This is a genomic window from Tessaracoccus pujii, from assembly GCF_055326215.1.
This window is the reverse complement of record NZ_JBUZNP010000004.1, coordinates 1-26305: the sequence shown is the minus strand read 5'-3', so window position 1 is coordinate 26305 and position 26305 is coordinate 1. Positions and strand designations below refer to the sequence as shown.

The following is a 26305-nucleotide window of genomic DNA, read 5'->3' as shown; positions in this document are numbered from 1 at the left end:
GATGGCCCCATGGCGCTCCCTCCGTCCTCCAAGTACCTGCAGCGGGCAGCGGACCCCGTCGACGAGCGGGAACGCGAGTCGCTGACCGCTCGCCTCAACGGTGCGTTCGCGGACGGGCGCATCACCCATGAGCAGTACGCCGAGGCGATGGATGTGGTCTACGCCGCCCACTCGCTGGGGGACCTCGTGCCGGTCATCGAACGGCTGCCCGCCGCCGTCGCCGAGGTGCCGGCCATCGTGGCGCGGGGCGGCAGCACTCCGGCGGGGCGGGTCTCCGAGTCCCGGAACCTCCTTCCTCTGGCCGTCGGTGTCGGTGTCGTCGGGGTGGCGCTGGTGAGCATCCTCGTGCTGCTGCTGATGGTCGCCTTCCTCTGAGCAGGTGCCGTGACGCAGGAATGGCATCACGAGCCGCCCGAGCCGGGCATGACGCCGGCGATGAAGGTGGGGGTCGCGGCACTGGCCGTGACGGTCGCCGCCGCGCTCACCGTCGCGGGTTTCACCGTCGCGTCCCGCTCGTGGCCCTCGACGGACGCGGCACCTGCCGCCACGTCGCCGTCGGCGACCGTGATCGCGTCCCCCGCCCCGCTGCCCGGAGCAGCCGAGTGGATGTTGCCCGACCGGTCCTGGGCGCCCCTGCCACCCGCGGACCCCGCGTCCCCCTGGGCGGCGGCGCAGCGGACCGCCCTCGATGACGTGCGGCCCGCGACCTTGATCGGATGCCCACCGCCGGGTGTCGCGGCGTCGCGGGAGGCCTGGCAGGCCGCCGTCAGGAGCCAGTGGGAGTGCCTCCACGCCGCGTGGCAGCCCACCCTCCGGCAGATCGGCTGGCCCGACGCGCAGCCGGCCCTGGAGTTCTTCGACGGCGCCGGCACGGCCAGCGACTGCGGCTACCTGGAGGCCCCGGCCTTCTACTGCTCCACCGGCGAGGGGACCGTCCACTTCGGAGACGGCCACTTCCACATGGCCCAGACCTGGGATCTGGCCGTCAACGAGATGGTCAACCACGAGTACGGGCACCATCTGCAGCACCTCGCTGGGATCACGGCCGTGAAGATCAGCCTCGATCCGTCGGCCGAGATGGAGCGCCGCGCGGAGCTCCAGGCCACCTGCTGGTCGGCCCTGATGACCATCCACAACCCGGCGGTGCCCTTCAACGACGTGACTCTGGCGTCCTGGCAGGCCCGGCTGGACACCATGCTCGTGGACGGGGTCCACGGCAGCCGGGACTCGATGCGGCACTGGGGGGCCCGGGGGCTCTATGCCGAGACGCTCGGAGACTGCAACACGTGGGTCGCGGCGCCGGAGCTGGTGTCGTGACGCCCGGAGGGTGGCCACCGCCGCAGCCCCGACGGTCCCGCACCGGCGGGGTGCTGGTGGTGGTGCTCCTTGTGTTCGCCGGGGTGGGTCTGCTGGCGGTCGCGTCCGTGATGGGGGCCCTGTCGGATCTCGTCTCGGCGCGGCCTCCCTCGGCGGTGCAGTCGGATCCTCCCGAAGAGCCCCCGCCGCCCAGCGCGGCGCCCACCGTCGCACCGTCGCAGCCCGACGAACGCGGCCTACCCGCCCGGGAGTGGCCGCAGCTGCCCGCCCCCGATTCGACGGACCCGGACTGGGTCACGCTGCAGCAGAACCCGTTGTACGCGACAGCGGTTCCCCCGATGCGCGGGTGCCCCGAACCCTCCAGCGTGACCACCATGACGGCACTGGAGGAGGCGGCGGTGGCCCAGATGGACTGCATCCAGGCGGCATGGAGGCCCGCGATGGCCTCCCTCGGCCACAGCACGGGCGATGTTCCGGTCTACTTCTACGGCGGCGACACCGTGGACACGCCCTGTGGTGAGGTATCCGCCCCGGCCCTCTACTGCTCCGCCCAGGGCGGCGCCATCTACTTCGGCGAGGCCACCCTGAACGGGGCCAGCTGGCACGACTTCGGGGTCAAGGACATGGCCGGCCATGAGTACGGGCACCACCTGCAGTCAGAGGCGGGGATGTTCGTCGCCGAAGTCAATGTGGCCGGTGGCAACGAGGCCGCGCGGCGCCTGGAACTGCAGGCCACCTGCTTTGCGTACGCGATGATCGCGCGGGACTCGTCCTTCACGATGACGCGCGAGGTCTACGACTCCTTCGAGCCGTACCTGCGTGCCGTCATCGAGGACGGCATCCACGGCTCACGGGACTCGATGGCCTCCTGGGGGATGCGAGGGCTCTACTCGGACACGTTGGGCAACTGCAACACCTGGACGGCTGACCCGGCCGACGTCGACTGACCCTCAGTGCGGGTGTCTCGCCCCCGCGTCGGATGCCATCGCGAACGTGCCGCGCGCCCTCCTGACGCCCTGGACGGGATGGTCCGGCAGCAGATCGTGGAGGAAGCCGTAGTCGCGCAGCACGTAGGCGGCCTTGAGGTCGCCGTCGGCGGCGCGGGCGGAGTTGAGCCGCCACCAGTCCGCGATGTCGCCCCAGCCTGGCGCCGCCAGCGATCCGCCGAACTGCCTGACCGCCAGGGACGAGCTCAACGCCGCGAAGCGTAGGCGGTCCTCGAGCGGCCACCCCGCGAGGGTGCCGAGCAGGATGGAGGCTGCGAAGACGTCCCCGGCACCGGTGGGATCGATGGCGTCGACCGCGACGGCGGGGCAGTACGCCTCCTCGCCGGATGCCTGGTCGATGGCGAAGGAGCCCCGCACGCCGTCGGTCACCACCGCGAGGGGCACGAGATCGGCCAGCCTGCGGACGGCGTCGGTGGGCCTGTCCGTGCGCGTGTAATGCAGGGCCTCGACCGCATTGGGGGTGAAGGCGTGGCAGTCCTCGAGCAGGCGCAGGACGGACTGGTCCCAGTGCCCCGTCTCGTCGAACCCCACGTCGGCGAAGATCAGCGTGCCGCGGTCCTTGAGAGTCTTCCACCAGGGGGCGGGACTCCTGAGATCGACGGTGGCGGATCGGGCCGCCGGTGCGGCCAGCAGGTCCGCCTCCAGCGACTCCGGCAGCGGATGCATGTGGGTGACCATGCCACGGTCGTCGTGGAAGGCCATGGACACCGTGAGCGCGGAGTGGAAGTTGGAGAACCGACGCGAGGCGCTGAGGTCGATCTTCTCCTGCCCGCTCAGCGTGTCCCACATCCAGTCTCCGTACGCGTCGTCACCGAAACCGGCCACCAGCCCTGTGCGCAGGCCCAGCCGGGCCGCCGCCGTCGCGAGGTTGGCGATCCCGCCCGGGCAGGAGCCCATGCCCGCGCTGTACAGTTCCTCCCCCGGCTCCGGCAGCCTGGGGAGACCGGTGAAGATGATGTCGAAGAAGATGGTGCCGGTGGTGAGGACGTCCAGCGGGGGATCGCCGGCGCTGCGCCGCGCCTCGAGCGGATCCCAGGGGGAGCACTCCTCGCACACGGTGACGTCGCTGCTCAGGGGGTGGTCGTGCTCGGTCATTCCTTGGCCGCTCCTTCCAGCATGCCGGTGATGAAGTAGCGCTGCAGCAGGAGGAACACGATGATGATGGGCGCGGCGATGATGACCCCGGCCGCCGCGATCAGCGCGTTGTCCGCGGTGTACTGGCCCTTGAAGATGGCCAGCCCGAGCGGGGCGGTGCGCCACCGGGCCCCCGGGCTCATGATCAGCGGAATGAGGAACTCGTTCCACGTCCACATGAACATCAGGACCGCGACAGTGGCGATCGACGGCAGCGACGGCGGCACGACCACCCGCCACAGGGTGCTCATGCCGGTGACCCCGTCGATGGCGGCCGCCTCGATCAGATTGGGTGGAAGGGCCCGGAACTGGGCGCGCATCCAGAACGTGCCGAACGCCACCGACTGCGCGATCTGGGGAAGCGCGACGGCCCAGATCGTGTCCGTGAGGCCCACGGTCCGCAGGTCGAAGAACAGCGGGATGATGATGGCCTCGGCCGGCACCATGAGGCCGAGCAGGAAGAGGTAGAACAACGCAGTCGAGCCGGTGAAGCGCATGGTGCCGAACGCGTACCCGGCCAGGACCGACAGGGTCAGCGCCGCGCCCATGACCAGTACCGCGACCATGAGTGAGCGGGTGAGCGCCTCGGCGAAGCCGCCGATCTCCCAGGCGTCGGCGATGTTGGAGAAGTGGGGGCCAGGCGTCGTCACGCGGCTCTGTGGGCCCAGCGCGGTGAGCGCGATCGTCAGGATGGGAAACAGCGCGTACGCCGCGAAGAGCGTCAGGACCACGTAGTTGAGCACCTTCTCACCCGCACCGACCCTCATCGCCCGATCACCCTCTCCTCACCGATGCGCGAGATGACGACGTTGATGCCGAACACCAGGAGGGTGAGCACGATGGCCACGGCGGATGCGGAGCCGACCTCCTTGAGGTTGAATGCCCGGTTGTACACCTCGTAGGACGGCACGGTGGTGGCGGTGCCCGGACCGCCGGAGGTGGTGACGTAGACGAGGTCGAAGGTCTTGAGCGCCGCGATGACCGTGAGCACCAGGGCTGTGGTGATCTCGGCCTTGACGCTGGGGAGGCTGATCGCGAAGAACTCACGCACGGGCCCGGCCCCGTCGAGCCGCGCCGCCTCGTACAGGTCGTTGGGGATTCGGCCCATGCCGGCCAGCAGCAGGAGCATCACCAGGCCCGTCGACAGCCAGAACCCGATCATGCCGACGGCGGGCAGGGCGAGGGTGGGATCACCCAGCCAGCCGCGGGCCAGGTGGCCGAGGCCGAGCAGTGCGAGGGCGTCGTTGAGGATGCCGCTGGGGGAGTAGATCTGGTGCCAGGCGACCGCCACCACCACCAGGGCGATGACCTGGGGCATGAAGATGACCACGCGGAAGAAGCCCAGGCCCCGCACCTGGCCGCGTCGCAGGATGGCGGCGAGGACCAGGCCGACCGCCAGCGGCATGATCGAGTAGAAGAGGATCAGCGTCAGGGCGTGGGCGATCGCGTCGAGGAAACGACTGTCGCCGAGGAGGTCGGCGTAGTTGCCGAGCCCCACGAACCGGGAGGGTCCGAACCCTGGCCAGTCGTACAGGGAGAACTGAGCGGCCCTGACGAGGGGGTACAGCAGGAAGAGCCCGTAGACCAGGAAGGCGGGCAGGATGTAGAGGTACGGTGTCACCCGGCCCTGGACGACCGCCGACGGCCTGCCCCGCCTCCTCGTCGCGGCTCGCATGCTCAGCCGCCGACGAACGCCTGATAGTCGGCCTCGAAATCAGCCAGCACATCGGTCGGCGACTTCTGCCCACCGAGGACCTCCTGCAGTCCGGTGCCCGCGGTGTCGCTGAACGACGGGGTCGCGTAGTCGAGGTAGGGCAGCAGGGTGCCCTCCTGCGAGACCTTGTCGAAGGCCTCGTAGATGTCCTTCTGCACGCCCGACGCCGGCGCGAGCTCGGCGGTGCGGAGCACCGGCATGCCTCCGTTGTCGGCGATGACCTGCATCGCCTCCTCGCTGGTGATGAAGTCGATGTAGGCGGCCGCGGCGACGGGGTTCTTCGCCTTGGCGGGGATGGAGAAGGGGATGCCGGTGCCGCCGGTGGTGGCCAGCGTCCCGTCGACCGCAGGTGGCGGGGCCATGAAGCGCAGATCCTCACCCACGACGGCCTCCATGTCGGTGGCCAGCCAGGAGCCGCCGGGGAGGAAGACGCCAGTGCCCTGGGTGAACTCGGTCCACGCGGCGTCGTAGTCCAGGCCGTTGGGGGAGGTGCCGAAGTTGCCCTCCGCGCCCCAGGTGGCGAACTGCTCCATGGCGGCGACGTTGGCCTCGTCGGTCCAGGTGGCGCCCGCGTTGCCCATGCCGAGCTGCACGATCGTGTCGGGCTCCACGTAGTGGGCCTGCAGGGGGCCGAACACGTGCAGCGCGGGCCATTTCTCGATGTTGCCCAGCACCATCGGCTGCTCGCCGGCGGCCTTGGCCGCGTCGAGGAGGGCGAGGTAGTCCTCCCACGTCTCCGGGGCCTGGCCGCCGATGGCGTCGAGCTTTGCCTGCGAGTAGAACAGTCCGACGATCTCGCCGGTCTGCGGGAGGCCGTAGAGGTTGCCGTCACCGAAGGTCGTGGCGTCGGTGGAGTAGCGCACCTTGCCGAGCACGGAGGCGGGGAAGCGGTCCTCCCAGCCGTACTGGGTGGCGTAGGGGCTGAGGTCCAGCAGTTGTCCGGCCTTCACGAACTGGCCCATGTCGCCCCGCGCGTTGTTGACCTGCACGACGTCGGGGACGTCGTTGCCGCTGAGCGCGAGCGACACCTGGGCCTTGAGGTCGTCGAACGACTGGCTGGTGCGGGTGATCGTGATGTTGGGGTACTTCTCCTCGAACGCCGCGATCAGCGCGACGAGGGCGTCGTTCTGGCTGCCGCGAACCTCCTGGTCCCACACCACGAGCTCGACGTCGCCCAGCGCGGCGGGGTCGGTCTGCGCGGGAGCCGGTGCGCTCCCGGAGGCGGTGGTGGCGGGAGCGGGTGAGTCTCCCGGGGCGCACGCGGCCAGCACAGCGGCACTGGCAAGTCCGGCACCGTGGAGAAAGTGGCGGCGGTTGATCGGGCGAAGCGTCATGGTCCCTCCTCGGACATCTATATGCTCGATACTGCCACTAAAGACATGGTTGTGAACCCCGCATTGGCGAGTCTCCGGGCGGGAGGCCATGCGCGATCGGGAGGTCCACACCGTCATGAAACTCGTGATCCTGGGTGGCGGCGGCTTCCGCGTGCCGCTGATCTACGACGCCGTGGCCACCAACGCCCTGGCGGCCGCCGGTCGGCCCGCCGTCGACATCACGGAGGTGGTGCTCTACGACACGTCGGCCGCCCGGCTGGACGCCATCGGGCGCGTCGTCGCCGAACAGTCCCGGGGCCTGGTGGACCCGCCGCGCGTGCGCGTCACCACGGACCTGCGTGACGCCCTCGCCGGCGCCCACTTCGTGTTCGCCGCCATCCGGGTGGGCGGGGCGGAGGGGAGGATCAGCGACGAGCGCGTCGCGCTCGATCTCGGCCTGCTGGGGCAGGAGACGGTCGGACCCGGCGGCCTGGCGTACGCGCTGCGCACCGTCCCCGTGATGAGGCACGTGGCGGAGGTCATCGCGCAGGTCGCGCCGGAGGCGTGGACGATCAACTTCACCAACCCCGCGGGCATCGTCACCCAGGCCATGCGGGCGGTTCTCGGTGACCGGGTGGTCGGCATCTGCGACACGCCCATCGGGCTGGTGAAGCGGGTGTCGCGGCTGCTGGGGGTCTCCCTCGAGCACGACCGCGACCGTGTGGACTACGACTACGTGGGGCTCAACCACATGGGGTGGCTGCGGTCGGTGAGCGTCGACGGCGTGGACAGGCTTCCCGGGCTCCTGGCCTCGGACGAGGCGCTGGAAGGCGTCGAGGAGGCCCGGCTTCTCGGCAAGCCGTGGGTCCGGGCGATGGGCGCCCTGCCCAACGAGTACCTGTACTACTACTGGAAGACCGACGAGGCCATCCGCACCATCCGGGACTCCAGCCAGACCCGCGGCCAGTACCTGCACCGCCAGCAGGGCCGGTTCTACGACGAGGTGGCGTGCTGCGAGTCCCCCCTCGGCCTGTGGCGCGAGGCGCTCCGCGAGCGGGAGGCCTCCTACATGGCCGAGGCCCGCGATGCCGACGAGGCCCGGCGCGACGAGGACGTGGCCGGAGGCGGCTACCAGGAGGTGGCCCTGCGGCTCATGACGGCGCTGGCCACGGGGGAGCCCGAGCGGATGATTCTCGACGTGGCCAACCGCACCGACGGGGTCCGCACCGCGGCCGGCCTGCCTGACGACGTGGTCGTGGAGGTGGGGTGCGTCGTCGACGCGTCGGGCGTCCATCCCCTGCCCGTGGCCCCGCTCACCCTCCAGCAGCTCGGCCAGATGGGCACGCTGCGGGCATCCGAGCAGGCGATCGCCGAGGCTGCGCTGACCGGGAGCCCCGAGAAGGCGTGGGAAGGATTCTCCATCCACCCGCTGGTGGGGTCACCGCGGCTCGGGAGGGCGCTCCTCGAGGGCTACACCGCGGCGCACCCGTCGATCGCGGCCCTGCTGCAGGGCTGATCAGCCCGCGGAGAGACTCCCCAGGACCGGGCTCCATTCCTCGACGGAGCGCTCCGCGACGAGCCCCGCCGTCCAGAACGGATCGCGGTCCAGCAGCGCCTCGAGCTCGTCCGCCGACTCCGCCCTGAAGATCAGCAGCGCGCCGGGGAGGCTGCTGCCGACGTAGGGCCCGCTGGTCACCAGGGCCCCGTCGAGGAGCGTGGAGAGGTAGGCGCGGTGGCTCGGGCGCTCGGCGTCGAGGCCGGCGGTGTCGTCTGCGTAGGTGTACTGCACGGCGAAGTAGCTCATGGGCACAGCGTATCCACCAACGGAGACGGCGATGTTTGGCCTAGCGAGGGCGGCAGCGTAGAATGTCCGATTGGTACTGTCCGGCGCGCAGTGGGTGAGCCGGGGTAATGAAAGAGAGTACATGGCGAAGAAAGAAGGAGCCCTCGAGCTCGAGGGCACCGTGGTCGAGGCCCTGCCCAACGCGATGTTCCGCGTGGAGTTGGCCAATGGCCACAAGGTCCTGACGACCATCAGCGGCAAGATGCGCCAGCACTACATCCGCATTCTGCCCGCGGACCGCGTCGTCGTGGAGCTGTCCCCCTACGACCTGACGCGCGGTCGCATCGTCTACCGTCACAAGTGAGCGCTGCGGCCACGGCCGCACCCCACTGGGAAGGGCATCGCCGGTGACGGCGGCGCCCTTTTTTTCATGCCCGGGCCGCGCAGGCGGGGGAGACCGTCCCGGCACCACCCGTTTTGGCGAACCGTGACCCCGTCGCGTAGAGTGGTGCGTCGGTCGTCTATGCCCGGTCACGCACGCGTGCCCGGCTCTGCGGCCAAGCACATCCACCACAAGATTGGGCGCGTCCGCGCTCCCAGTCGCCGATTGAAAAGGTTGCTCGAATGAAGGTTCAGCCGAGCGTCAAGAAGATCTGCGACAAGTGCAAGGTCATCCGCCGGCACGGTCGTGTGATGGTGATCTGCGAGAACCCGCGCCACAAGCAGCGTCAGGGCTGACCCGGGGCCACCAGGCCCCTGGTACGCAGAACACCGCGGGACGGGTCGATCGCCCACTCCGCCGACAACTGAAATCAACGTGATTGCAAGGACCCTCCGGGGTCCCCACCCCTGGGCGAAGGCCAGGGCCCCGTCGGTGCACAGAGCACCACAGGCGGCGGGGACGCGTCACGCCACACACCTTCGCGGTCCGCGACCGGGCTCAGCAGTGAGTCAGGACCGAAACTTGAGAAAGGTAACCGCCTGATGGCACGCCTCGTCGGTGTTGATCTTCCGCGTGAAAAGCGCCTGGAAGTCGCACTCACCTACATCTTCGGTCTCGGTAAGACCCGGGCCGCTGAAACCCTCGCCGCCACTGGAGTCAGTGGCGACACCCGAGTCCACCAGCTGACGGAGGACCAACTCGTCGCCCTGCGCGACCACATCGAAGGCAACTACGAGATCGAGGGCGACCTCCGCCGTACGGTTGCCGCCGACATCCGCCGCAAGGTGGAGATCGGCAACTACCAGGGCCGTCGCCACCGCAGTGGTCTCCCGGTCCGTGGTCAGCGCACGCGTACCAACGCGCGCACTCGCAAGGGCAAGAAGAAGGCCGTCGCTGGCAAGAAGAAGGCGCGCTAACCGCGCCCCTCTGCAGGACTTAGGAGAGAGACTCAATGGCTACTGCAAGCCGCAAGGCGGCCGCCTCCAAAACAAAGGTGCGCCGCAAGGAAAAGAAGAATGTGCTGGCCGGACAGGCGCACATCAAGAGCACGTTCAACAACACCATCATCTCGATCACCGATCCCACCGGTGCCGTGATTTCGTGGGCCTCTGCCGGCACCGTCGGCTTCAAGGGTTCCCGCAAGTCCACGCCGTTCGCCGCGCAGATGGCCGCCGAGGCCGCTGGTCGTCGTGCCATGGAGCACGGCATGAAGCGCGTCGACGTGTTCGTCAAGGGCCCCGGCTCCGGTCGTGAGACCGCGATCCGCTCGCTCGGCTCCGTCGGCCTCGAGGTCGGCGCCATCTCTGACGTGACCCCGACGCCGCACAACGGCTGCCGCCCGCCCAAGCGCCGTCGCGTCTGATCGCCTGAGAGAGAAAAGGACACATAGATAATGGCTCGTTACACCGGCCCCATGACCAAGAAGTCCCGTCGTCTCGGGACTGACCTGGTCGGCAATGACAAGGCCTTCGAGCGCCGTCCGTACCCCCCGGGTGTGCACGGCCGCGGCCGAACCAAGGACTCCGAGTACTCGCTGCAGCTCAAGGAGAAGCAGAAGGCCCGGTTCGCCTACGGCGTCCTGGAGAAGCAGTTCCGCCGCTACTACGAGGAAGCCGACCGTTCCCCCGGCAAGACCGGTGACCGTCTGCTTCAGATCCTCGAGTCGCGTCTGGACAACGTGATCTACCGCGCCGGCTTCGCCTCCACGCGTCGGCAGGCCCGCCAGCTCGTCGTGCACGGTCACTTCCTGGTCAACGGCCAGCGCGTGAACATCCCGTCGTTCCGCGTCCGCGCGCACGACATCATCGATGTCGCCGAGAAGTCGCTGACCATGACGCCGCTCGTGATCGCACGTGAGACCCACAGCGACCGTTCGGTTCCCGCATGGCTGGAGGCGCGTCCCAACCGGATGCGCATCCTCGTGCACCAGCTCCCCGTCCGCGAGCAGATCGTGGTGGACGTCCAGGAGCAGATGATCGTCGAGCTGTACTCCAAGTAACGCACGGGGGCTTCGCCCCCGTGGGCCCCAACGTGCTCGCTCCGCTCGCGCGGCTAGCTGTTCCGGTGAACCAGGCGACTTCGTCGCGGTTCACCGGGCTCCGCGAGCGGAGCGGTCACAGGGGTGCCACTGTCGGAAACAAGTGAATACAGGCCGCGCTGCATGGTGCAGCGTGGGCGCACGGCGGCCGTAGCCCCCGTGCTTCGCACCCTCAAATTGCGGTCGGTGCGGGAAGGATTAACGAATATGCTCATTGCACAGCGCCCCACCCTCGCCGAGGAGGTCGTCTCCGAGTACCGGTCGCGGTTCATCATCGAACCGCTGGAGCCCGGATTCGGCTACACGCTCGGCAACTCGCTGCGACGCACCTTGCTCTCCTCCATCCCTGGCGCCGCGGTGACCAGCATCAAGATCGAGGGCAACCAGCACGAGTTCTCCACGTTGGCGGGCGTCGTCGAGGACGCCACCGAGATGATCCTCAACATCAAGAGCCTCGTGCTGTCCTCCGAGGAGGACGAGCCGGTGGTCATGTACCTGCGCAAGGCAGGTGCCGGCACCGTCACCGCCGGTGACATCCAGCCCCCGGCCGGTGTCGAGATCCACAACCCGGAGCTGCACATCGCCACGCTCAACGACAGCGGGAAGCTCGAGATGGAGCTGGTGGTCGAGCGCGGCCGCGGTTACGTCTCCAGCGTGCAGAACAAGAACCCCGACGCCGAGATCAGCCGCATCCCCGTGGACTCGATCTACTCGCCGGTGCTCAAGGTGACCTACAAGGTCGAGGCCACCCGTGTTGCGCAGCGCACGGACTTCGACCGGCTGATCATCGACGTCGAGACCAAGCCGTCGATCGCGCCCCGTGACGCCATGGCCTCCGCCGGCCGCACCCTCGTGGAGCTGTTCGGCCTGGCCCGCGAGCTCAACACGGACGCCGAGGGCATCGAGATCGGTCCGTCGCCCGTCGACGAGCAGATCGCGGAGTCGCTGAACCTCCCCGTCGAGGATCTCGAACTGTCGGTGCGCTCCTACAACTGCCTCAAGCGTGAGGGCATCCACACCGTGGGTGAGCTCGTGGCCCGCAGCGAAGAGGACCTGCTCGACATCCGCAACTTCGGCTCGAAGTCCATCGACGAGGTCAAGGAGACCCTGGCCGGACTCGGCCTCGCTCTGCGTGACTCGCACCCCGGTTTCGACCCGATGCAGGCCATCGAGCGGTACGACGAGGACAACGACGAGGACGTTGACTTCGCCGAGACCGAGCAGTACTGACCGCCCACACACCGCACACAACTGGAGATTGACTCATGCCCAAGCCAACCAAGGGCGCTCGTCTGGGCGGCAGCCCCACCCACGAGCGCATCATCCTGCGCAACCTCGCCACCCAGCTCTTCGAGCACGGCCGCATCACCACCACGGAGACGCGCGCCCGCCGCATGCAGCCGCTGGCCGAGAAGCTGCTGACCAAGGCCAAGCGCGGTGACCTCCACGCCCGCCGCCTGGTGCTCACGTCCATCACGGACAAGGACGTCGTGCGTCGGTTGTTCGACGAGATCGCGCCCACCCTTGAGGGACGTGAGGGTGGCTACACCCGCATCACCAAGATCGGCAACCGCAAGGGCGACAACGCGCCCCTCGCGGTGATCGAGATCATCACCGAGCCCGTCGTGGCGAAGCCGAAGGCCGCCAAGGCCGAGGCCAAGCCGGCAGCTGTGGCCGCCGAGCCCGAGGTCGCGGAGTCCGAGGACGCTGCTGTCGACGAGGCCGCCGAGGCCGAGGTCGAGGAGGCCGCTGCCGACGAGGTCGTGGTCGAGGATGCGGCGGACGAGGCTGAGGTCGCGGAGACCGACGCGAAGTAGTGGCTGAGCGTTGAAGGGGTCCCTCCGGGGGCCCCTTCAACGCTGTCCGGGGTCCGGCCAACCGGGCCCGGTTTCAGTCCCGTCGCTCCGCGCCGATAAGGTTGAGCGACCTGTCGAGAGGAGACGCGATGTTGCGACGTGCGGTAGCGGGTGCTGCCCTGGCCGGAGTGCTGCTGATGAGCGGGTGCGCCGTGGGCGCCACACCGGCCGTCACCGGCTCGGAGCCGGCGCCGTCGGTCTCCGGGAGCGCGGCGTCGGAGAAGCCGTCGGTGTCCATCGGGGCCGTGACCATCGTGTCGCACCCCTCCCTGGACCTCGTCTACGAGGGGATCCGGGAGGGACTCGCCCAGGCCGGCTACGTCGAGGGCGAGAACCTGACGCTGGACTTCCAGAACCCGCAGGGGGACCAGGCCACGCTCACCTCCATCGCCAACACGTTCGCCGCGTCGGACAAGGACCTGTTCGTGGCAATCGCGACGCCCCCGGCCCAGGCGCTGGCCCAGGTGATCCAGGACCGGCCCATCGTCTTCGCCTCCGTCACCGACCCGGTCGCCGCCGGCCTGGTCGAATCCTTGGAGGCGCCCGGAGGTAACGTCACCGGCACCAGCGACCAGCTTCCCACCGGCGAGCAGCTCGCCGTCATCCAGCGGATCCTGCCCGAGGTGCAGTCCGTGGGCATCGTGTACTCGTCGGCGGAGGTCAACGCGCAGGTGCAGGCCCAGGCCGCCATCGAGGCCGGGGCCGAGCTCGGCATCGAGGTGAAGACCGCCACCATCACCAACTCCTCCGAGGTGCAGCAGGCCGCGGAATCCCTCGATGTCGACGCGTACTTCGTGCTGGTGGACAACACGGTGGTCTCGGCGATGGAGTCCATGATCCAGGTGGCCGAGCAGCGCCAGCGCCTCCTCGTCACGTCGGACCCGGACTCCGTGGAGCGCGGTGCGGCCGCGGCGCTGGCCACCGACTACAAGGCCCAAGGGGTGCAGACCGCCGGCATCATCGCCCGCATTCTCGAGGGGGCCGATCCGGCGGAGACCCCCGTCGAGCTGCAGCAGACGCTTGAGCTCGTCGTCAATCCCGGGGCCGCGGAGCGGATGGGCATCACCCTCCCCGACGACGTGCTCGACGACGCCGCCACCACCTACTGACACGTGGACGGCGTCGGAGCGATCCGCGCCGGAAAACTACGCTTAGCCATCTGCGAACCCCCTCCAAGGAGAATCATGAAGCTCAAGGCCCTCGCGATGGGTGCCGTCGGCGCCCTCGCCCTCACCGCCTGTGGTGGCGCCTCCACCACGCCCACCTCGTCCTCTGACGGCTCACCCGCCGCATCGGCCGCCTCCAGCTCGGCCGCCGCGTCGACCCAGGCCGCGCCGGAGTCGATCAAGGTCGGCGTGGCCACCATCGTGGCGCACCCCGCGCTCGACGCCGCCCAGCAGGGCTTCATCGACGCGCTGGCCGAGGCCGGTTACGTCGAAGGTGAGAACGTGGAGTTCGACCTGCAGAACGCGCAGGGAGACCAGTCGACGCTCACCAGCATCGCCAACACCTTCGCGTCGTCGGACTACGACGGGTTCCTCGCCATCGCCACGCCCACCGCGCAGTCGTTGGCCAACGTGATCACCGACCGGCCCATCGTGTTCGCCGCAGTGACGGACCCGGTCGCGGCCGGCCTCGTCACCTCCTGGGAGGCACCTGACGCCAACATCACCGGCGTGTCGGACCTCAACCCCATGAAGGAGCAGCTCGAGCTGATCAAGGAGGCGCTGCCCGAGGTGGCGTCCGTCGGCATCGTGTACTCCTCCGGCGAGGTCAACTCCGAGGTGCAGGTCGCCGAGGCGGAGGAGGCGGCCGCGGAGATGGGAATCGAGATCATGACGGCCACCGTCACCAACTCCTCGGAGGTGCAGCAGGCCGCCGAGTCGCTCGACGTCGACGCGTACCTCATCCCCACCGACAACACGGTGGTCTCCGCTGCCGAGTCGCTCATCCAGGTGGCCGAGCAGAAGCAGAAGCCCGTCTTCGCCTCGGATGAGTCGACGATGGAGCGCGGCGCCGCCGCCGGGCTCTCGGTGAACTACACCCAGCAGGGCAAGGACGCCGCCGCGGTGTTCCTGCAGCTGCTCGAGGGCACCCCTGCCTCCGACATCCCGGTGGAGACCCAGAAGGAGTTCGACCTCTTCGTCAACGTGGATGCGGCCCTGAAGCAGGGCCTCACGCTGCCCGAGGCCATCGTCTCGCGCGCCACCAAGCAGTTCTGAGACGACCAGCACGATGATCATCGCGTCTGAGATCGGGCTCCTCTACGCCGTCATGGCGTTGGGGGTGTACCTCACCTACCGGGTCCTGGACTTCCCGGACCTCACGGTGGACGGCTCGTTCACGACGGGGGCGGCCACCTGCGCCATCCTCATCGTGAACGGGGCGCCGATCCCACTCGCGATGGTCGCGGGCGTGGTGGCCGGCATGATCGCCGGAGCCGTCACGGGCCTCCTGCACGTCTGGGGGAAGATCAACCCGCTGCTGGCGGGCATCCTCACGCAGATCGCTCTCTACTCCATCAACCTGCGGATCATGGGCAACAAGGCCAACGTGCCGCTGCTGCGCCAGGAGACCCTGTTCTCCGGGCTGCGGGCGGATCGGGTCCTCGGGACGTGGGTGTCCGTGGCGCTCTTCGCCGTCGTGGTCGTCGTCATCGGCGCGCTGGTCTACTGGTTCCTGGGCACCAGCTACGGCGTGGGCATGCGCGCCACCGGCGACAACGAGCTGATGGCACAGTCCCAGGGCATCAACACCGGCATGACCAAGATCGTGGGCCTCATGCTCTCCAATGGGCTGGTCGCGCTCTGCGGCACCCTCGTGGCGCAGTATCAGGGGTTCTCCGACATCTCGATGGGCATCGGCCTCATCGTCGCGGGCCTCGCCTCAGTCATCGTCGGTCAGGCCATCTTCGGCCTGACGGCCGTGTGGCAGGCCGTGATGGCGGCAGCGCTCGGCTCGCTGATCTACCGCGGGGTGATCCAGATCGCGCTCAACAACGGCTTCAACCCCAACGACATGAAGCTGGTCTCGGCTGTCCTCGTGGTGCTCGCGCTCGTGGTGCCCGCGTCCGGTCCGCTGCGGCGCTTCCGCTCTCAGCGTCGGCGCGGCAAGGCGCTGGCAGAGGGGGCGGTGGCCTGATGCTCAAGCTGGTAGGCGTCACCAAGCGGTTCTTCCCGGGCACCGTCAACGAGCGCGTGGCGCTCGACGATCTCACGCTCACGCTCCACGAGGGAGACTTCGTCACCGTCATCGGCTCCAACGGCGCCGGCAAGTCGACCATGCTCAACGTCGTCGCAGGACGCTACCTGGCAGAGGGCGGCCAGGTGGTCATCGACAACCGCGACGTCACGCGGATGCCGGAACACAGCCGGGCCCGCTGGGTGGCGCGCGTGTTCCAGGACCCGATGGCCGGAACCTCCCCGCATCTCACCATCGAGGAGAACCTGTCCATCGCGTTCGAGCGCGGCAAGCGCCGCGGCCTGGGCATGGCCGTCACCAAGCCCAAACGCGCGCTGTACCGCGAGGCTCTGGCGACGCTGGAGCTCGGCCTCGAGGACCGGTTGCAGATGCGCGTCGGCATGCTGTCCGGCGGGCAGCGGCAGGCGCTGAGCCTGCTCATGGCCACCTACGCCCAACCGTCGATCCTGCTGCTCGACGAGCACACGGCCGCACTGGACCCGTCCCGGGCGGAGCTGATCACCCGGCTGACCGGAGAGGCCGTGGCCCGGCATCGGCTGACCACTCTGATGGTCACCCACAACATGCACCAGGCCATCGAACTGGGCAACCGGCTGATCATGATGCACGAGGGCAAGGTGGTGCTGGAGGTGGACGAGGCGGAGAAGAAGCACATCACCGCCGATCACCTGCTCGCAGAGTTCTCCAAGATCAAGGGCGCGACGCTGGCTGACCGCACGTTGCTCGACTGAGGCACGACAAGGCGAGGAGGGGCCCCGGGGATCTCCCCGGGGCCCCTCCTCGCGTGCGACGGTTCGCGTCAGGCGAGTGCGGCCGAGGCCGCCTGCGCCTTCGTGAAGCGCTCGGTGACGTCGGCCCAGTTGACCACGTTCCACCAGGCGTTGACGTAATCGCCCTTGACGTTCTTGTACTGCAGGTAGAAGGCGTGCTCCCACATGTCCAGCTGCAGCAGCGGGATCTGGCCGGCCGGCAGGTTGCCCTGCTGGTCGAACAGCTGGTTGATGTTCATCCGCTGGCCGAGCGTGTCCCACACGAGCATCGACCAGCCGGAGCCCTGGATGCCGTTGGCCACCGCGTTGAAGTGCTTCTGGAAGGCGTCGAAGCCGCCGAAGTACTCGTCGATCGCGGACGCGAGCTCGCCGTCGGGGCGGCCGCCGCCGTCGGGCGACATGTTCTTCCAGAACACCGAGTGGTTGATGTGGCCGCCGAGGTGGAACGCGGCGTCCTTGCTCAGCTTGTTGACGGCGCCGAGGTCGCCCTTGTCGCGCGCGGCGGCAAGCTGCTCGAGCGCGTCGTTGATGCCTTTGACGTAGGCGGCATGGTGCTTGCTGTGGTGCAGCTCCATGATCTCGGGGGCGATGTGGGGCGCAAGCGCGCTGTAGTCGTAGTCGAGGTCCGGGAGGGTGTAGGTCATAGCTCGCTCCTTCAGCTGAAGACTCGCGCCCTGGGGCGCGCTGACAGAGCCATCCTATGCCGTAAAAATAGTTCGTGCTTCAACTATGCCGCGGACGGTCAGTCGAGGCAGAACTCGTTGCCCTCGGGATCCCGCATCACGATGAAGCCGTGGCTCATCGGCGGGTCCGGTTCGAAACGCTGGACCTGGGAGGCGCCCAGACCGACGAGCCGACTCGCCTCGGACTCGAGGACGGCCATGCGCTCGTCGCCGCGCAGGCCCTCGCCGGCGCGGACGTCGATGTGGAGGCGATTCTTGGCCGTCTTGGGCTCCGGCACCTTCTGGATGAAGATGCGGGGGCGGGCGCCGTCCGGGTCCACGAGGGCCATGGCGTCGTCCCAGCGCTCCTCGGGAAGCCCGGAGACGGCCAGGAAGTCCAGCCATGCCGCGACAGTCACGTCCGCCGGGCCGATGCTGCCTCCCGGCGGGGGGTCGACGGCGTATCCCAGGGCCTCCACCCAGAAGAGGCCGAGCCGCCTGGGCGAGGTGGCGTCGAACGTGAGTTGCAGCGCTGGCCGGTACATGAGTTGCTCCCTCCCCGCACCAGCCTGCCACGCCGGCGGCGGGCGGGAGGTCACTCGGGCGGAGAGGCGTGTGACACCTCGAGGATCCGGAAGCCCTTCGCCGAGGTGATCCGCTCCGTCGGGTACCCCTGGTCGATGAGCCAGCGCTGCAGCGAGTCCCCACCGAGGTTCTTGCTCACCACCAGCCGGGCCACACCGTCGGGCGTGAGGCGGGGAAGCCAGGTGAGCAGCAGCGCGTGCAGGGCCTCCTTGCCGATGCGGATCGGGGGGTTGGACCAGATCTGGGTGTAGCGGGCCTCCGGTGCGACGCCCTCAGGGACGGTGGCGCGTACCCGGTCCGCGACCCCTGACTGGGCCGCATTGGTGGTGGTGAGGTCGACGGCGAGCGCGTTGACGTCCACGGCGTCCACCGTGACGTCCGGCGACGCGACGGCAAGGGCCACCGCGATGGGCCCGAACCCGCATCCGAGGTCCAGGAGGTGGCCCGTCTCGGGCGGCTCGAACGCGCGCAGGAGCACGGCCGTGCCGGGGTCGAGCCGGGCGCCGGAGAACACCCCGCCTGCGGTGGTGAACGTGAGGGTGTGGTCCCAGATGGTCGCGGTGATCTGCCTCGTCGTGACCGGTCCGGTCGGCGTGTGGAAGTAATGGCTCACTCGTCCTCCAGGGTGCGCATGGCGCGGGACGCGAGAGCACGCGCCGCGAGATCCTGATCCGGCGGATAGCCGACCTCCTCCAGCGTGAGCCCGCGCGCGGGCATCACCAGCACCTCGCCGTGCCGGGCGCGCTGGGAGGCGACGCGGTGCAGCCAGGCGAGGTCGCGGCGGCCTCCGGCGACGGCGCTCAGCGCACCGACCAGGGACCGGACCATGGAGTGGCAGAACGCGTCGGCCAGGAGGTGTACCTCGATCAGCCCGTCGGCGTGCCGGACGGCGCTGAGCTGCTTGAGGTCGCGGATGGTGGTGGCGCCGGCCCGGGGTTTACAGAAGGGCGCGAAGTCCCGCAGCCCCAGGAGCGACGCGGCGGCGGTGTTGAACGCCTCCATGTCCACGGCGTGACGCAGGGCGACGACGTGCCCGCGGAGCAGCGGGTCCGGGGGCGTGGTGGCGTCCAGCATCCGGTAGCAGTAGCGCCGCCAGATCGCCGAGAAGCGGGCGTCGAATCCGGCCGGGGCGGGGGAGACGGATCGGAGGACGACATCGGCGGGGAGCGCGCGGCGGAGGCGTCGGAGGAGCTCGTCGTAGAAGCGGTCTGGCGCCTCCCCGGGGAGCGCGCGCACGTCGGTGCGCCTGCGCCGCGCGGGGAGCCCGGTCTCGATGACTGCGGCTGGGAGATCCACGTGGCACACCTGGCCGCGGGCGTGGACGCCGGCGTCGGTGCGCCCCGCCGCCATCACCAGGGGCGGCGCGGGGAGGCGCAGCACCTGCCCGATCCACTCCTCCACCACGCCCTGCACGGTCCGGAGGCCGGGCTGCGTGGCCCAGCCGTGGAAGTGCGTGCCGTCGTAGGCGACGTCCAGCCTAAGCCGCATCGATCCTCCGATAGGTGAGGTCGTACACCCGGCGGCCGGCCGCGAGTCCGCGGGCCTCGTACTTCGTGAGGGGTCGCTCGGCCAGCCGCGGGGCCCAGCCGTCGTGGACGTTGGCGAGACCGGGCGCGGCGTCGAGGTGGTCCCGCATCCAGAGGGCGTAGTCCTCCCAGTCCGTCGCCAGCCGCCACAGCCCACCGGGAGCCAGCTTGGCCGCGACCACGTCGGCGAAGTCCGGGCCCACGAGCCGCCGCTTGTGGTGGCGCTTCTTGTGCCAGGGGTCTGCGAAGAAGGTCCACAACTCGCCCACGGAGCCGTCGGCGAACAACTGCCGCAGGCCCTGGGCTCCGTCAGCGACGACGATCCGCACGTTGCTGACGTCGTCGCGGGCGAGGCGGCCCAGGGTGGAGGCGACCGCCGGTTCGAACACCTCGAAGGCCACCACGTCCGAACCCGGGTGCCGCGCAGCCATGGCTGTGAGCGACTCACCGGCGCCGGAACCGATCTCCACGATCAACGGCGCCTCGCGCCCGAACTCGGCCGCCCAGTCGACGGTGGCGCCGTCGGCGAGGGAGGTGGACAGGTGGCCGCGGGGCACCTCGATGACGTAGTGCCCGCGGTGTCGTTCCCAGGACTTCGCCTGCGACTCGTTCATCCGGGCGCTCCGGCGGACGAAGCTGACCACGTCACGGCGCAGGCGAGGGGGCAACGGATCCACCGGACCAGCCTAGTGGTCGTCTCCCACTACCCGCCGCGGGGTGCTCCGGGCAGCGCCTACCCTTGTGGTGTCACCGTCCACGCAGCAGGAGAAGGATCATGCGCACACTGCTCAACATCATCTGGGTCGTCCTCGGAGGGTTCTGGCTCGCGCTGGGCTACTTCCTCGCGGGCGTCATCGCCTGCATCTTCATCATCACCATCCCCGTGGGCGTGGCGTCCTTCCGGATGGCCCGCTACGTGTTGTGGCCGTTCGGCAAGAGCGTCGTCCCCAAGCCAGGGTCCGGCGCCGGCTCCGCCATCATGAACGTGATCTGGTTCCTCATCGCCGGATGGTGGCTCGCGTTGGCCCACGTGGCCGCGGCGCTGGCGCAGGCGCTGACCATCGTCGGCATCGCCAACGCCTACGTGAGCCTCAAGATGATCCCCGTGACCTGCTTCCCGTTCGGCAAGCGCATCGTGGACAACGGCGGCATCTTCTGAGCGGACCCGGACCGGGCCGCCCTGGGCGCGGCTAGACAACCCGACTCAGCGCCCCGCCCTTCTCAGAGGCGCGGCTGGTTCCACCGGCCGGGACGCGTCAGCGTGTCCGTCGAGACCGTGACCCCGTCCCCGTCCACCGAGGCGACGGCCACCAGCAGGCTGAGCGTGGGGTATCCGTGGGGACGGTTGTCGCGGATGATGGCGCGGTCGTCGCCGGCGTCGAGCCGGGCGCTGTCCTCCAGCACCGCCATCCATCCGGACCACCATGGGCCGGCGGGGGCGTCGACGGTGGGCGTGGCGGCGAAGGCCCCCAGCCAGGCGGCGATGCGCGCCGTGGCGGGATCGTCGACGTCGTCGTGGGCCACCATGTGTGTGCCCGGCACCAGGTCCGTCACCCGGGGCTCCCCGCCCTCCCACGAGGTGACCCGTGCGCCTGCGGCGTTCGCCTCCACGAGGTTGAACCCCAGCGTGGTGAGCGGACGGGGGAGGGGGCGTCCTGCCAGGGAGTCCAGCACCAGTGAACCGCGGGAGGTGGGCCGCTCCACGTCCGTGCCGCCGGCGCGGTTGAGGAGGACGGCGAGCCGGTGGTCATCAGCGGCCAGCCAGGCGCCGCCGGCCAGCTCGTCCATCACCCCGCGTACCTGCGGCCGGCCCGGCCACCAGGCGCCGAGGGGGCGCCACGGCCGGAGCGGGTCCTCGTCGCGGACCGCCAGTACCCGGACCGGGCCGACTCCTGGCTCCGGGACCCTGATCACCACCGTGCACATGCCGCGAAGCGTACCGGGGGTTAGACGAGACCCACGGTACGGGCGTCGAACCTGAGAGAATCGGCGCATGGTCATCGTCGTGGGAGTCACGGGCGGCATTGCCGCCTACAAATCGGTCCACCTGGTGCGGCTGTTCGTCCTCGACGGTCACGAGGTGCACGTCGTCCCCACCGAGGATGCCCTGCGTTTCGTCGGCCTGCCCACCTGGGAGGCCATCTCGCGCAACCGGGTCACCACGTCGGTGCACGACGACGTTCCGGAGGTGCGGCACGTGGCGCTCGGGCAGCGCGCCGACCTGGTGGTGGTGGCTCCCGCGACCGCCAACACCATCGCATCCATGGCTGCGGGCCTGGCCTCGGACCTCCTGGGCACCACCCTGCTGGCAACGCGCGCGCCGGTGCTCGTCGCGCCGGCCATGCACACCGAGATGTGGCAGCACCCGGCGACGGTCGCCAACATGGCGACGCTGGCCTCCAGGGGCGTGCACGTGGTGGGGCCGGCCGTGGGTCCGCTCACGGGCGGTGACTCCGGACCGGGCCGGATGAGCGAGCCGGAGGAGATCCACGACCTGGCTAACGCGCTGCTGGCGTCCGGCCAGGACCTGGCCGGCATGACCGTCGCAGTGTCCGCCGGCGGGACCCGGGAGCCCATCGATCCGGTGCGGTTCCTGGGCAATCGGTCGAGTGGACGCCAGGGCGTGGCGCTTGCCGCCGCGGCCGCCGCCCGCGGGGCCAGAGTGCTGCTGGCGGCCTGCAACATCGAAGGCGAGGTGTTGCGCGAGGCGCGCCGACCGGGGATCGAGATCGCGACGGCGGGGTCCGCGGCCGAGCTGTCCGCCGTGATGACGGGGGCGTCGACGGACGCCGACGTGGTGATCATGGCCGCCGCGGTGGCCGACTACCGGGTAGCGGAGGTATCGGAGGGGAAGCTGACCAAGGAGGCGGGCAGCGCCCCCGTCCTGACGCTGGTGGAGAACGAGGACATCGTCGCAGGGCTGGCGGCCCGACGCCGTCCGGGGCAGGTCGTGGTGGCCTTCGCGGCGGAGACGGCCACGGGCGGGGAACTGCTGGCGCGGGCCGTGCGGAAGCGCCGTCGCAAGGACGTGGACCTGCTCGCGGTCAACGAGGTGGGGTGGGAGAAGGGCTTCGAGGCGGCCGACAATCGGCTGATCATCCTCGACAGCGACGACCGTGTCGTGGCTGAGACGGCGGGCAGCAAGCGTGAGGTCGCCGACGCGCTGCTCGACGCCGTCGCGGTGGCGTTGTCCCGGCGACGCTGAGGCGGGTGCCGCGTCCGGCTCGACGAGGGGTGACCCCAGCGTCGAGCCGGACCAGCGTCACTGTTTCGGCCAGAGCTCCTGAGGCATCAACTCGTAGCCGTGGAACTCGCGGGTGAAGCTGCCCGTGCCCTGAGCGACGCCACGCAGGTCGATCGGGTAGGTCACCAGCTCGCTCTGCGGAACCAGCGCCTCGATGGTGGCGTGGCCGTGCCCGTCGAGGTCGCTGCCCTGCACCTGGGCCCTGCGGCCGGCGAGATCCGTGAGCACCGAGCCCATGAACGAGTCGCCCGTGGTGACCCGCACGCGGTCGATGGGCTCCAGCAGGCCCACCTTCCCGGGACCGGCCGCGTCCCGGAGGGCGAGTTGGCCGGCCACCTGGAACGCCATGTCGGAGGAGTCCACCGAGTGCGACTTGCCGTCGTGGAGGGTCACCCGCACGTCCACCATCGGCATCCCGAAGGTGGTGCCGTGCGCCAGTTGCTGCTCAAGGCCCTTCTGGACGGAGCCGATGTAGGCGCGCGGCACCGAGCCACCGACCACCTTGTCCACGAACTCGAAGCCGCCGCCGCGGGGGAGCGGCTCCACCTCGACGTCGCAGACCGCGAACTGCCCGTGCCCGCCGGACTGCTTGACGTGGCGGCCCTTACCCCTCGACGGCGCCACGAACGTCTCCCGCAGCGCCACCCGTACCGGCTCCTCCTTGAAGCCCACCTGGTAGCGGTCCCGGAGCCGCGCCAACAGCAGTTCCTTGTGTGCCTGGCCCATCACCCACAACAACTGCTGCTCGGTGCCCGCGTTGCGCTCCAGATGGACCGTGGGGTCTTCCAGCGCGAGGCGGTGCAGCGCGGAGGCGAGCTTGTCCTCGTCGCCGCGGCTGGCCGCATGGATGGCGACAGGCAGCTGGGGCGTGGGCAGCGACCAGGGCGGCAGCAGTGCGGGGCGGGCGGGATCTGACAGCGTGTCCCCGGTCTCCGCCTTCGAGAGCCGGGTCACCGCGACGATCTCGCCCGCGACAGCCACGGGCTTGGCGAGAATCTCGCCGCCCAGGGTGATGCTCATCGGGCCGATGCGCTCGTCGTCGTCGTGGTCGGGATGCATCGGGTCGGCGTCCGCGCCGAACAGCTCGCGGTGCCCCGAGACGTGGACGACATCGTCGACCCGCAGCGACCCGCTGAAGATCCGGACCAGGCTGGTGCGGCCGGCGAAGTTGTCCGACGTGGTGCGGATGACCTGGGCGATCAACGGGCCCTGGGGATCGCCGGTGGCAGCGGGCAGGGTGGCGCCGTTGGGGGTGGTGATCTGGGGAATGTGGTGCGACGCGGGGGCCGGGAACCCGCGCTCGATCCAGCGCAGCAGCTCCTCGGTTCCCTTGTCGGAGGTGGTGTGCGCGGGGAGGACGGGGAAGAAGCGCCCCGACTCGACGGCGGCCAGCAGGGCGGCGTGCACCTCCTCGGCGGCCAGCTCCTCGCCCTCGAGGTAGCGCTCCATCAGGTCTTCATCCTGGACCTCGGTGATGATGGCCTCCAGAAGGGGGGCGCGGCGCTCGTCGATGAGTGCCAGCTCCTCCTCGGTGGCGTCCCGCGACGTCCTGGTGCCCGACGAGTAGTCGTGGGCGCGCTTGTTGAGCAGCGACAGGTTGCCGACGTTCTCCCCGCCCACCTCGAGGGGGATGAGGGCGGGGATGATGTTCACGCCGAAGGTGTCCTGGACGATCGAGACCATGTGGTCGAAGTCCGCACGCCCCTGATCCAGCTTGGTGATGGCGATGATCCGGGGCATCTCGACGCTCTGGCACTCGTGCCACAGCGCGACGGTGCTGGCGTCGATGTCCTCGCCGGCCGCGACGACGAAGATCGCCGCGTCCGCGGCCCGGAGGCCGGCGCGCAACTCACCGATGTATTCCGCGTGCCCGGGCGCGTCGAGCAGATTGATCTGCACGTCGTTGGTGGGGATGGCGGCCAAGGTCAGCGATGCCCCCCTCTCCGGTGTCTCCTTCTCCCCGCGGTAGCCCTCGATGCGGGCGCGCAGAAGATGTTCGAACAGGGTTGTCTTGCCCGAGCCACTGGCTCCCACGAGGACGACGTTACGGACGTCGCTGGGTGCCGTGATGGCGATCTGGGGACTCGTCTTTGAGGCCATGGCCAATACGTTAGACCCCCTGTGGTGTCCCGTTGGGCGGACCCCCTCAAATCCACCGTCCTCAAGGCGTAGTCAGGCGCTAGGGTTGGGATGGACGGGGCCGACGCAGGCGCCCGGGGGCCTCGCGTGACCCGGCCCGTGCGCAAGGCGCCGGGCGCGCCTTCGCCTGATCGTGGTGCCTCACTGTCAAGTCCCCGGATAGTGGGGGGCCGTGCCTCACATAGTTTTCCCCGTGTAACGGGTTAGCTGGCTCGGGTCTTGAGGACACCGGGGGTGGGTGCTTTCCAGGTGATCTGGTCTTGGAGTCGCCGTGTTTTCCCGGCGGCGAGTCGGGTGAGTTCGTGTTGGATCTCGGTGATGGCGCGGGCGATCGCGGCGGGTTGCAGGGTGGCTTTGTAGGCGGCGAGTTCGGCTTCTTGGGCGGAGCTGAGGACGCCGGCGGCCAGCAGCCGCTGATACGGGGAGCGGGGCTGGTCGTAGAGCCTCTTGCGTCGCCCGATGGTGTCGGTGGACCAGCCGACGGGTTTCTTGGTCGGGGTGAAGAAGTTGAGTCGGTCGTTGACCAGGGTCCAGAGCTGGTTGAGCAGCGTCAGCTCGGTAGGGGTGTCGTAGCGGTGGTAGAAGCCGTAGCGGCGCACGAGGTGGTTGTTCTTCGACTCGATGGTGGCCTGGTCGTTCTTCTTGTAGGGCCTTGAGCGGGTGAAGAACACGTCGCGTTGGCCGGCCCAGTCGATGAGTTGGTGGTTGATGAACTCAGAGCCGTTGTCGCTGTCGATGCCGGTCACGGCGAACGGTACCTGGTCGATGAGCAGGTCGAACGCGCTCCGGATGTGGATGTGGGCGTTGTTGCGGATCGCGTGGGTGAAGGTCCAGCCGGTGTGCATGTCGGTGAAGTTGACGCTGCGGGCGAACTCTCCTTGCAGGGTGGGGCCGCAGTGGGCGACGGTGTCGACCTCGAAGAACCCGGGTTCGGCTTCGACCTCGTCACCGGCTTTGCGGATCTGGATCGAGTTGCGAAGCAGGCTTCCCTGCCTCGTGGCGGACTTCCCGCGGAGTGGGTCTGTGGCTCGGGCAGGGGCCAGGTAGCGGTCGATCGTGGCCGGCGACATCGACTCGAGTTCGGCTCTGACCTCAGCGCTGTACCGATCCTGGCCGGAGACCAGGGAGCCTTCGGTTTCCATTGCGTCGAGCCAGTCGGTCATCGCAACAGCGAGGTACTTGCCGCAGCTGCCCCCGGCAGTGGCCCAGACCAGTTGAAGGACCTTGATCGCATCGTAGGAGTACTTCCGCGGTTTGGTCTTGCGGCGGTCGATCACTGCGACGGTGGCAACCGCCCGACCGGGGGCCTGTTTCAGCCGGGCGACCAGCTGTTGACGGGCGTGATCACGGTTCCAGCCGGTGACCTCGACCACGTGGTCCAGGATCACGCTCTTGCCCTTCCTCGGGGCCGCGGCGTAGGCCTGGGCGTACTTCTTCGTGACTTCGAACCGGGCTGCCATCGACAGCTTCTCCTCAACCTCCACACCCCATCGTGGCCAGCCTCCACGTTCGCGGGGAAAAGTGTGTGAGGCACGGCCCCTACGTACGCGGGGACTATGTGTGAGTCTCGTCGC

30 protein-coding genes are annotated in these 26305 nt (G+C 69.4%); 17 read left to right on the top strand and 13 right to left on the bottom strand.

The window, feature by feature from the left end; genetic code table 11:
- The first annotated feature begins 9 nt into the window (after positions 1-9).
- From ACZK5N_RS06480 to ACZK5N_RS06470, 3 genes are read left to right on the top strand one after another with little or no spacing between them, the layout of a single operon-like run.
- Entirely contained in the window at positions 10-375 is a 366-nt protein-coding gene (locus ACZK5N_RS06480) for a DUF1707 SHOCT-like domain-containing protein (RefSeq protein ID WP_459020261.1), read from the top strand.
- A 9-nt stretch (positions 376-384) separates the two neighbouring features.
- On the top strand, positions 385-1317 hold the full coding sequence (locus tag ACZK5N_RS06475) for a neutral zinc metallopeptidase (protein ID WP_459020260.1): 933 nt from the start codon (positions 385-387) through the stop codon (positions 1315-1317).
- Positions 1287-2264: a neutral zinc metallopeptidase gene (locus ACZK5N_RS06470; RefSeq protein ID WP_459020259.1), complete on the top strand. Its 978-nt coding sequence runs from the start codon at positions 1287-1289 to the stop codon at positions 2262-2264. Before ACZK5N_RS06475 ends, ACZK5N_RS06470 begins: the two co-directional genes overlap by 31 nt.
- A gap of 3 nt (positions 2265-2267) precedes the next feature.
- Here ACZK5N_RS06470 and ACZK5N_RS06465 read toward each other — a convergent pair whose 3' ends face one another.
- The 4 genes from ACZK5N_RS06465 to ACZK5N_RS06450 are packed head-to-tail and all read right to left on the bottom strand — an operon-like array spanning position 2268 to position 6506.
- The gene (locus ACZK5N_RS06465; protein WP_459020258.1) at positions 2268-3419 is read right to left on the bottom strand and encodes a carbohydrate kinase family protein; all 1152 of its coding nucleotides are present in this window, start codon (positions 3417-3419) and stop codon (positions 2268-2270) included.
- Positions 3416-4225, bottom strand: coding sequence for a carbohydrate ABC transporter permease (locus ACZK5N_RS06460; protein WP_463624705.1), 810 nt, complete (start codon positions 4223-4225; stop codon positions 3416-3418). The genes ACZK5N_RS06465 and ACZK5N_RS06460 overlap by 4 nt, the downstream gene beginning before the upstream one ends.
- Positions 4222-5133 (bottom strand): carbohydrate ABC transporter permease, encoded by a 912-nt coding sequence (locus ACZK5N_RS06455; protein ID WP_463624704.1) that lies wholly within the window; start codon positions 5131-5133, stop codon positions 4222-4224. Before ACZK5N_RS06455 ends, ACZK5N_RS06460 begins: the two co-directional genes overlap by 4 nt.
- A gap of 2 nt (positions 5134-5135) precedes the next feature.
- On the bottom strand, positions 5136-6506 hold the full coding sequence (locus ACZK5N_RS06450) for an ABC transporter substrate-binding protein (protein ID WP_459020255.1): 1371 nt from the start codon (positions 6504-6506) through the stop codon (positions 5136-5138).
- Between the two features lie 115 nt (positions 6507-6621).
- Here ACZK5N_RS06450 and ACZK5N_RS06445 point away from each other — a divergent pair, with 115 nt between their 5' ends.
- A complete protein-coding gene (locus ACZK5N_RS06445; protein ID WP_463624703.1) occupies positions 6622-8001 on the top strand; it encodes a family 4 glycosyl hydrolase in 1380 nt (459 codons plus the stop codon).
- On the opposite strand, the gene ACZK5N_RS06440 is transcribed toward ACZK5N_RS06445, so the two are convergent.
- Positions 8002-8289: a YciI family protein gene (locus tag ACZK5N_RS06440; protein WP_459020253.1), complete on the bottom strand. Its 288-nt coding sequence runs from the start codon at positions 8287-8289 to the stop codon at positions 8002-8004. It lies immediately after the preceding gene.
- Positions 8290-8410: 121 nt separating this feature from the next.
- Here ACZK5N_RS06440 and infA point away from each other — a divergent pair, with 121 nt between their 5' ends.
- The 11 genes from infA to ACZK5N_RS06385 all read left to right on the top strand — a co-directional run bounded on the left by infA (position 8411) and on the right by ACZK5N_RS06385 (position 16536).
- Positions 8411-8632, top strand: a complete 222-nt coding sequence (gene infA / locus ACZK5N_RS06435; RefSeq protein WP_068749455.1) for a translation initiation factor IF-1 — start codon at positions 8411-8413, stop codon at positions 8630-8632.
- A 260-nt stretch (positions 8633-8892) separates the two neighbouring features.
- Positions 8893-9006 carry a 50S ribosomal protein L36 gene (rpmJ, locus tag ACZK5N_RS06430; RefSeq protein ID WP_020575560.1) on the top strand — a complete coding sequence of 38 codons (114 nt, stop codon included), beginning with the start codon at positions 8893-8895 and terminating at the stop codon, positions 9004-9006.
- A gap of 246 nt (positions 9007-9252) precedes the next feature.
- Positions 9253-9627 (top strand): 30S ribosomal protein S13, encoded by a 375-nt coding sequence (gene rpsM, locus ACZK5N_RS06425; RefSeq protein ID WP_459020252.1) that lies wholly within the window; start codon positions 9253-9255, stop codon positions 9625-9627.
- A 35-nt stretch (positions 9628-9662) separates the two neighbouring features.
- Positions 9663-10073 carry a 30S ribosomal protein S11 gene (rpsK, locus tag ACZK5N_RS06420; protein ID WP_459020251.1) on the top strand — a complete coding sequence of 137 codons (411 nt, stop codon included), beginning with the start codon at positions 9663-9665 and terminating at the stop codon, positions 10071-10073.
- 30 nt (positions 10074-10103) lie between these two features.
- The gene (gene rpsD, locus ACZK5N_RS06415) at positions 10104-10709 is read left to right on the top strand and encodes a 30S ribosomal protein S4 (protein ID WP_459020250.1); all 606 of its coding nucleotides are present in this window, start codon (positions 10104-10106) and stop codon (positions 10707-10709) included.
- 246 nt (positions 10710-10955) lie between these two features.
- Positions 10956-11978 carry a DNA-directed RNA polymerase subunit alpha gene (locus ACZK5N_RS06410; RefSeq protein ID WP_459020249.1) on the top strand — a complete coding sequence of 341 codons (1023 nt, stop codon included), beginning with the start codon at positions 10956-10958 and terminating at the stop codon, positions 11976-11978.
- A 35-nt stretch (positions 11979-12013) separates the two neighbouring features.
- Positions 12014-12565: a 50S ribosomal protein L17 gene (gene rplQ / locus ACZK5N_RS06405; protein WP_459020248.1), complete on the top strand. Its 552-nt coding sequence runs from the start codon at positions 12014-12016 to the stop codon at positions 12563-12565.
- A gap of 128 nt (positions 12566-12693) precedes the next feature.
- A complete protein-coding gene (locus tag ACZK5N_RS06400) occupies positions 12694-13713 on the top strand; it encodes an ABC transporter substrate-binding protein (RefSeq protein ID WP_459020247.1) in 1020 nt (339 codons plus the stop codon).
- A gap of 75 nt (positions 13714-13788) precedes the next feature.
- Positions 13789-14826 (top strand): ABC transporter substrate-binding protein, encoded by a 1038-nt coding sequence (locus ACZK5N_RS06395; protein ID WP_459020246.1) that lies wholly within the window; start codon positions 13789-13791, stop codon positions 14824-14826.
- Between the two features lie 13 nt (positions 14827-14839).
- Entirely contained in the window at positions 14840-15745 is a 906-nt protein-coding gene (locus ACZK5N_RS06390) for an ABC transporter permease (protein WP_459020245.1), read from the top strand.
- On the top strand, positions 15745-16536 hold the full coding sequence (locus tag ACZK5N_RS06385) for an ABC transporter ATP-binding protein (RefSeq protein ID WP_459020244.1): 792 nt from the start codon (positions 15745-15747) through the stop codon (positions 16534-16536). The genes ACZK5N_RS06390 and ACZK5N_RS06385 overlap by 1 nt, the downstream gene beginning before the upstream one ends.
- Before the next feature lie 68 nt (positions 16537-16604).
- Here ACZK5N_RS06385 and ACZK5N_RS06380 read toward each other — a convergent pair whose 3' ends face one another.
- The 5 genes from ACZK5N_RS06380 to trmB all read right to left on the bottom strand — a co-directional run bounded on the left by ACZK5N_RS06380 (position 16605) and on the right by trmB (position 20025).
- Positions 16605-17219: a superoxide dismutase gene (locus tag ACZK5N_RS06380; RefSeq protein ID WP_459020243.1), complete on the bottom strand. Its 615-nt coding sequence runs from the start codon at positions 17217-17219 to the stop codon at positions 16605-16607.
- A 98-nt stretch (positions 17220-17317) separates the two neighbouring features.
- On the bottom strand, positions 17318-17782 hold the full coding sequence (locus ACZK5N_RS06375) for a VOC family protein (RefSeq protein WP_459020242.1): 465 nt from the start codon (positions 17780-17782) through the stop codon (positions 17318-17320).
- A 50-nt stretch (positions 17783-17832) separates the two neighbouring features.
- Entirely contained in the window at positions 17833-18435 is a 603-nt protein-coding gene (locus tag ACZK5N_RS06370) for a class I SAM-dependent methyltransferase (protein ID WP_459020241.1), read from the bottom strand.
- Positions 18432-19310, bottom strand: coding sequence for a tRNA pseudouridine(38-40) synthase TruA (gene truA, locus ACZK5N_RS06365; RefSeq protein ID WP_459020240.1), 879 nt, complete (start codon positions 19308-19310; stop codon positions 18432-18434). The genes ACZK5N_RS06370 and truA overlap by 4 nt, the downstream gene beginning before the upstream one ends.
- Positions 19300-20025: a tRNA (guanosine(46)-N7)-methyltransferase TrmB gene (gene trmB / locus ACZK5N_RS06360; protein ID WP_459020239.1), complete on the bottom strand. Its 726-nt coding sequence runs from the start codon at positions 20023-20025 to the stop codon at positions 19300-19302. The genes truA and trmB overlap by 11 nt, the downstream gene beginning before the upstream one ends.
- Positions 20026-20123: 98 nt before the next feature.
- On the opposite strand from trmB, the gene ACZK5N_RS06355 reads away from it, so the two are divergent.
- Positions 20124-20507 (top strand): YccF domain-containing protein, encoded by a 384-nt coding sequence (locus tag ACZK5N_RS06355; protein WP_459020238.1) that lies wholly within the window; start codon positions 20124-20126, stop codon positions 20505-20507.
- Between the two features lie 62 nt (positions 20508-20569).
- On the opposite strand, the gene ACZK5N_RS06350 is transcribed toward ACZK5N_RS06355, so the two are convergent.
- Positions 20570-21274, bottom strand: a complete 705-nt coding sequence (locus ACZK5N_RS06350) for an NRDE family protein (RefSeq protein WP_459020237.1) — start codon at positions 21272-21274, stop codon at positions 20570-20572.
- A 67-nt stretch (positions 21275-21341) separates the two neighbouring features.
- On the opposite strand from ACZK5N_RS06350, the gene coaBC reads away from it, so the two are divergent.
- Positions 21342-22553: a bifunctional phosphopantothenoylcysteine decarboxylase/phosphopantothenate--cysteine ligase CoaBC gene (gene coaBC, locus ACZK5N_RS06345; RefSeq protein WP_459020236.1), complete on the top strand. Its 1212-nt coding sequence runs from the start codon at positions 21342-21344 to the stop codon at positions 22551-22553.
- 57 nt (positions 22554-22610) lie between these two features.
- Here the strand turns inward: coaBC and ACZK5N_RS06340 are convergent, their stop codons facing one another.
- Both ACZK5N_RS06340 and ACZK5N_RS06335 read right to left on the bottom strand, forming a co-directional pair.
- Positions 22611-24692: an elongation factor G-like protein EF-G2 gene (locus tag ACZK5N_RS06340; RefSeq protein ID WP_459020235.1), complete on the bottom strand. Its 2082-nt coding sequence runs from the start codon at positions 24690-24692 to the stop codon at positions 22611-22613.
- Positions 24693-24934: 242 nt separating this feature from the next.
- Entirely contained in the window at positions 24935-26191 is a 1257-nt protein-coding gene (locus tag ACZK5N_RS06335; RefSeq protein WP_459017860.1) for an integrase catalytic domain-containing protein, read from the bottom strand.
- Positions 26192-26305 lie beyond the last annotated feature (114 nt).

What these genes read in the sequence shown, in the direction of transcription:
- ACZK5N_RS06480 (WP_459020261.1), top strand. Translation starts at nt 10, where the DNA reads ATGGCGCTCCCTCCGTCCTCCAAGTACCTGCAGCGGGCAGCGGACCCC.
- ACZK5N_RS06465 (WP_459020258.1), bottom strand. Translation starts at nt 3,419, where the DNA reads ATGACCGAGCACGACCACCCCCTGAGCAGCGACGTCACCGTGTGCGAG.
- ACZK5N_RS06460 (WP_463624705.1), bottom strand. Translation starts at nt 4,225, where the DNA reads ATGAGGGTCGGTGCGGGTGAGAAGGTGCTCAACTACGTGGTCCTGACG.
- ACZK5N_RS06455 (WP_463624704.1), bottom strand. Translation starts at nt 5,133, where the DNA reads ATGCGAGCCGCGACGAGGAGGCGGGGCAGGCCGTCGGCGGTCGTCCAG.
- ACZK5N_RS06450 (WP_459020255.1), bottom strand. Translation starts at nt 6,506, where the DNA reads ATGACGCTTCGCCCGATCAACCGCCGCCACTTTCTCCACGGTGCCGGA.
- ACZK5N_RS06445 (WP_463624703.1), top strand. Translation starts at nt 6,622, where the DNA reads ATGAAACTCGTGATCCTGGGTGGCGGCGGCTTCCGCGTGCCGCTGATC.
- ACZK5N_RS06440 (WP_459020253.1), bottom strand. Translation starts at nt 8,289, where the DNA reads ATGAGCTACTTCGCCGTGCAGTACACCTACGCAGACGACACCGCCGGC.
- infA (WP_068749455.1), top strand. Translation starts at nt 8,411, where the DNA reads ATGGCGAAGAAAGAAGGAGCCCTCGAGCTCGAGGGCACCGTGGTCGAG.
- rpmJ (WP_020575560.1), top strand. Translation starts at nt 8,893, where the DNA reads ATGAAGGTTCAGCCGAGCGTCAAGAAGATCTGCGACAAGTGCAAGGTC.
- rpsM (WP_459020252.1), top strand. Translation starts at nt 9,253, where the DNA reads ATGGCACGCCTCGTCGGTGTTGATCTTCCGCGTGAAAAGCGCCTGGAA.
- rpsK (WP_459020251.1), top strand. Translation starts at nt 9,663, where the DNA reads ATGGCTACTGCAAGCCGCAAGGCGGCCGCCTCCAAAACAAAGGTGCGC.
- rpsD (WP_459020250.1), top strand. Translation starts at nt 10,104, where the DNA reads ATGGCTCGTTACACCGGCCCCATGACCAAGAAGTCCCGTCGTCTCGGG.
- ACZK5N_RS06410 (WP_459020249.1), top strand. Translation starts at nt 10,956, where the DNA reads ATGCTCATTGCACAGCGCCCCACCCTCGCCGAGGAGGTCGTCTCCGAG.
- rplQ (WP_459020248.1), top strand. Translation starts at nt 12,014, where the DNA reads ATGCCCAAGCCAACCAAGGGCGCTCGTCTGGGCGGCAGCCCCACCCAC.
- ACZK5N_RS06400 (WP_459020247.1), top strand. Translation starts at nt 12,694, where the DNA reads ATGTTGCGACGTGCGGTAGCGGGTGCTGCCCTGGCCGGAGTGCTGCTG.
- ACZK5N_RS06395 (WP_459020246.1), top strand. Translation starts at nt 13,789, where the DNA reads ATGAAGCTCAAGGCCCTCGCGATGGGTGCCGTCGGCGCCCTCGCCCTC.
- ACZK5N_RS06390 (WP_459020245.1), top strand. Translation starts at nt 14,840, where the DNA reads ATGATCATCGCGTCTGAGATCGGGCTCCTCTACGCCGTCATGGCGTTG.
- ACZK5N_RS06385 (WP_459020244.1), top strand. Translation starts at nt 15,745, where the DNA reads ATGCTCAAGCTGGTAGGCGTCACCAAGCGGTTCTTCCCGGGCACCGTC.
- ACZK5N_RS06380 (WP_459020243.1), bottom strand. Translation starts at nt 17,219, where the DNA reads ATGACCTACACCCTCCCGGACCTCGACTACGACTACAGCGCGCTTGCG.
- ACZK5N_RS06375 (WP_459020242.1), bottom strand. Translation starts at nt 17,782, where the DNA reads ATGTACCGGCCAGCGCTGCAACTCACGTTCGACGCCACCTCGCCCAGG.
- truA (WP_459020240.1), bottom strand. Translation starts at nt 19,310, where the DNA reads ATGCGGCTTAGGCTGGACGTCGCCTACGACGGCACGCACTTCCACGGC.
- ACZK5N_RS06355 (WP_459020238.1), top strand. Translation starts at nt 20,124, where the DNA reads ATGCGCACACTGCTCAACATCATCTGGGTCGTCCTCGGAGGGTTCTGG.
- ACZK5N_RS06350 (WP_459020237.1), bottom strand. Translation starts at nt 21,274, where the DNA reads ATGTGCACGGTGGTGATCAGGGTCCCGGAGCCAGGAGTCGGCCCGGTC.
- coaBC (WP_459020236.1), top strand. Translation starts at nt 21,342, where the DNA reads ATGGTCATCGTCGTGGGAGTCACGGGCGGCATTGCCGCCTACAAATCG.
- ACZK5N_RS06340 (WP_459020235.1), bottom strand. Translation starts at nt 24,692, where the DNA reads ATGGCCTCAAAGACGAGTCCCCAGATCGCCATCACGGCACCCAGCGAC.
- ACZK5N_RS06335 (WP_459017860.1), bottom strand. Translation starts at nt 26,191, where the DNA reads ATGGCAGCCCGGTTCGAAGTCACGAAGAAGTACGCCCAGGCCTACGCC.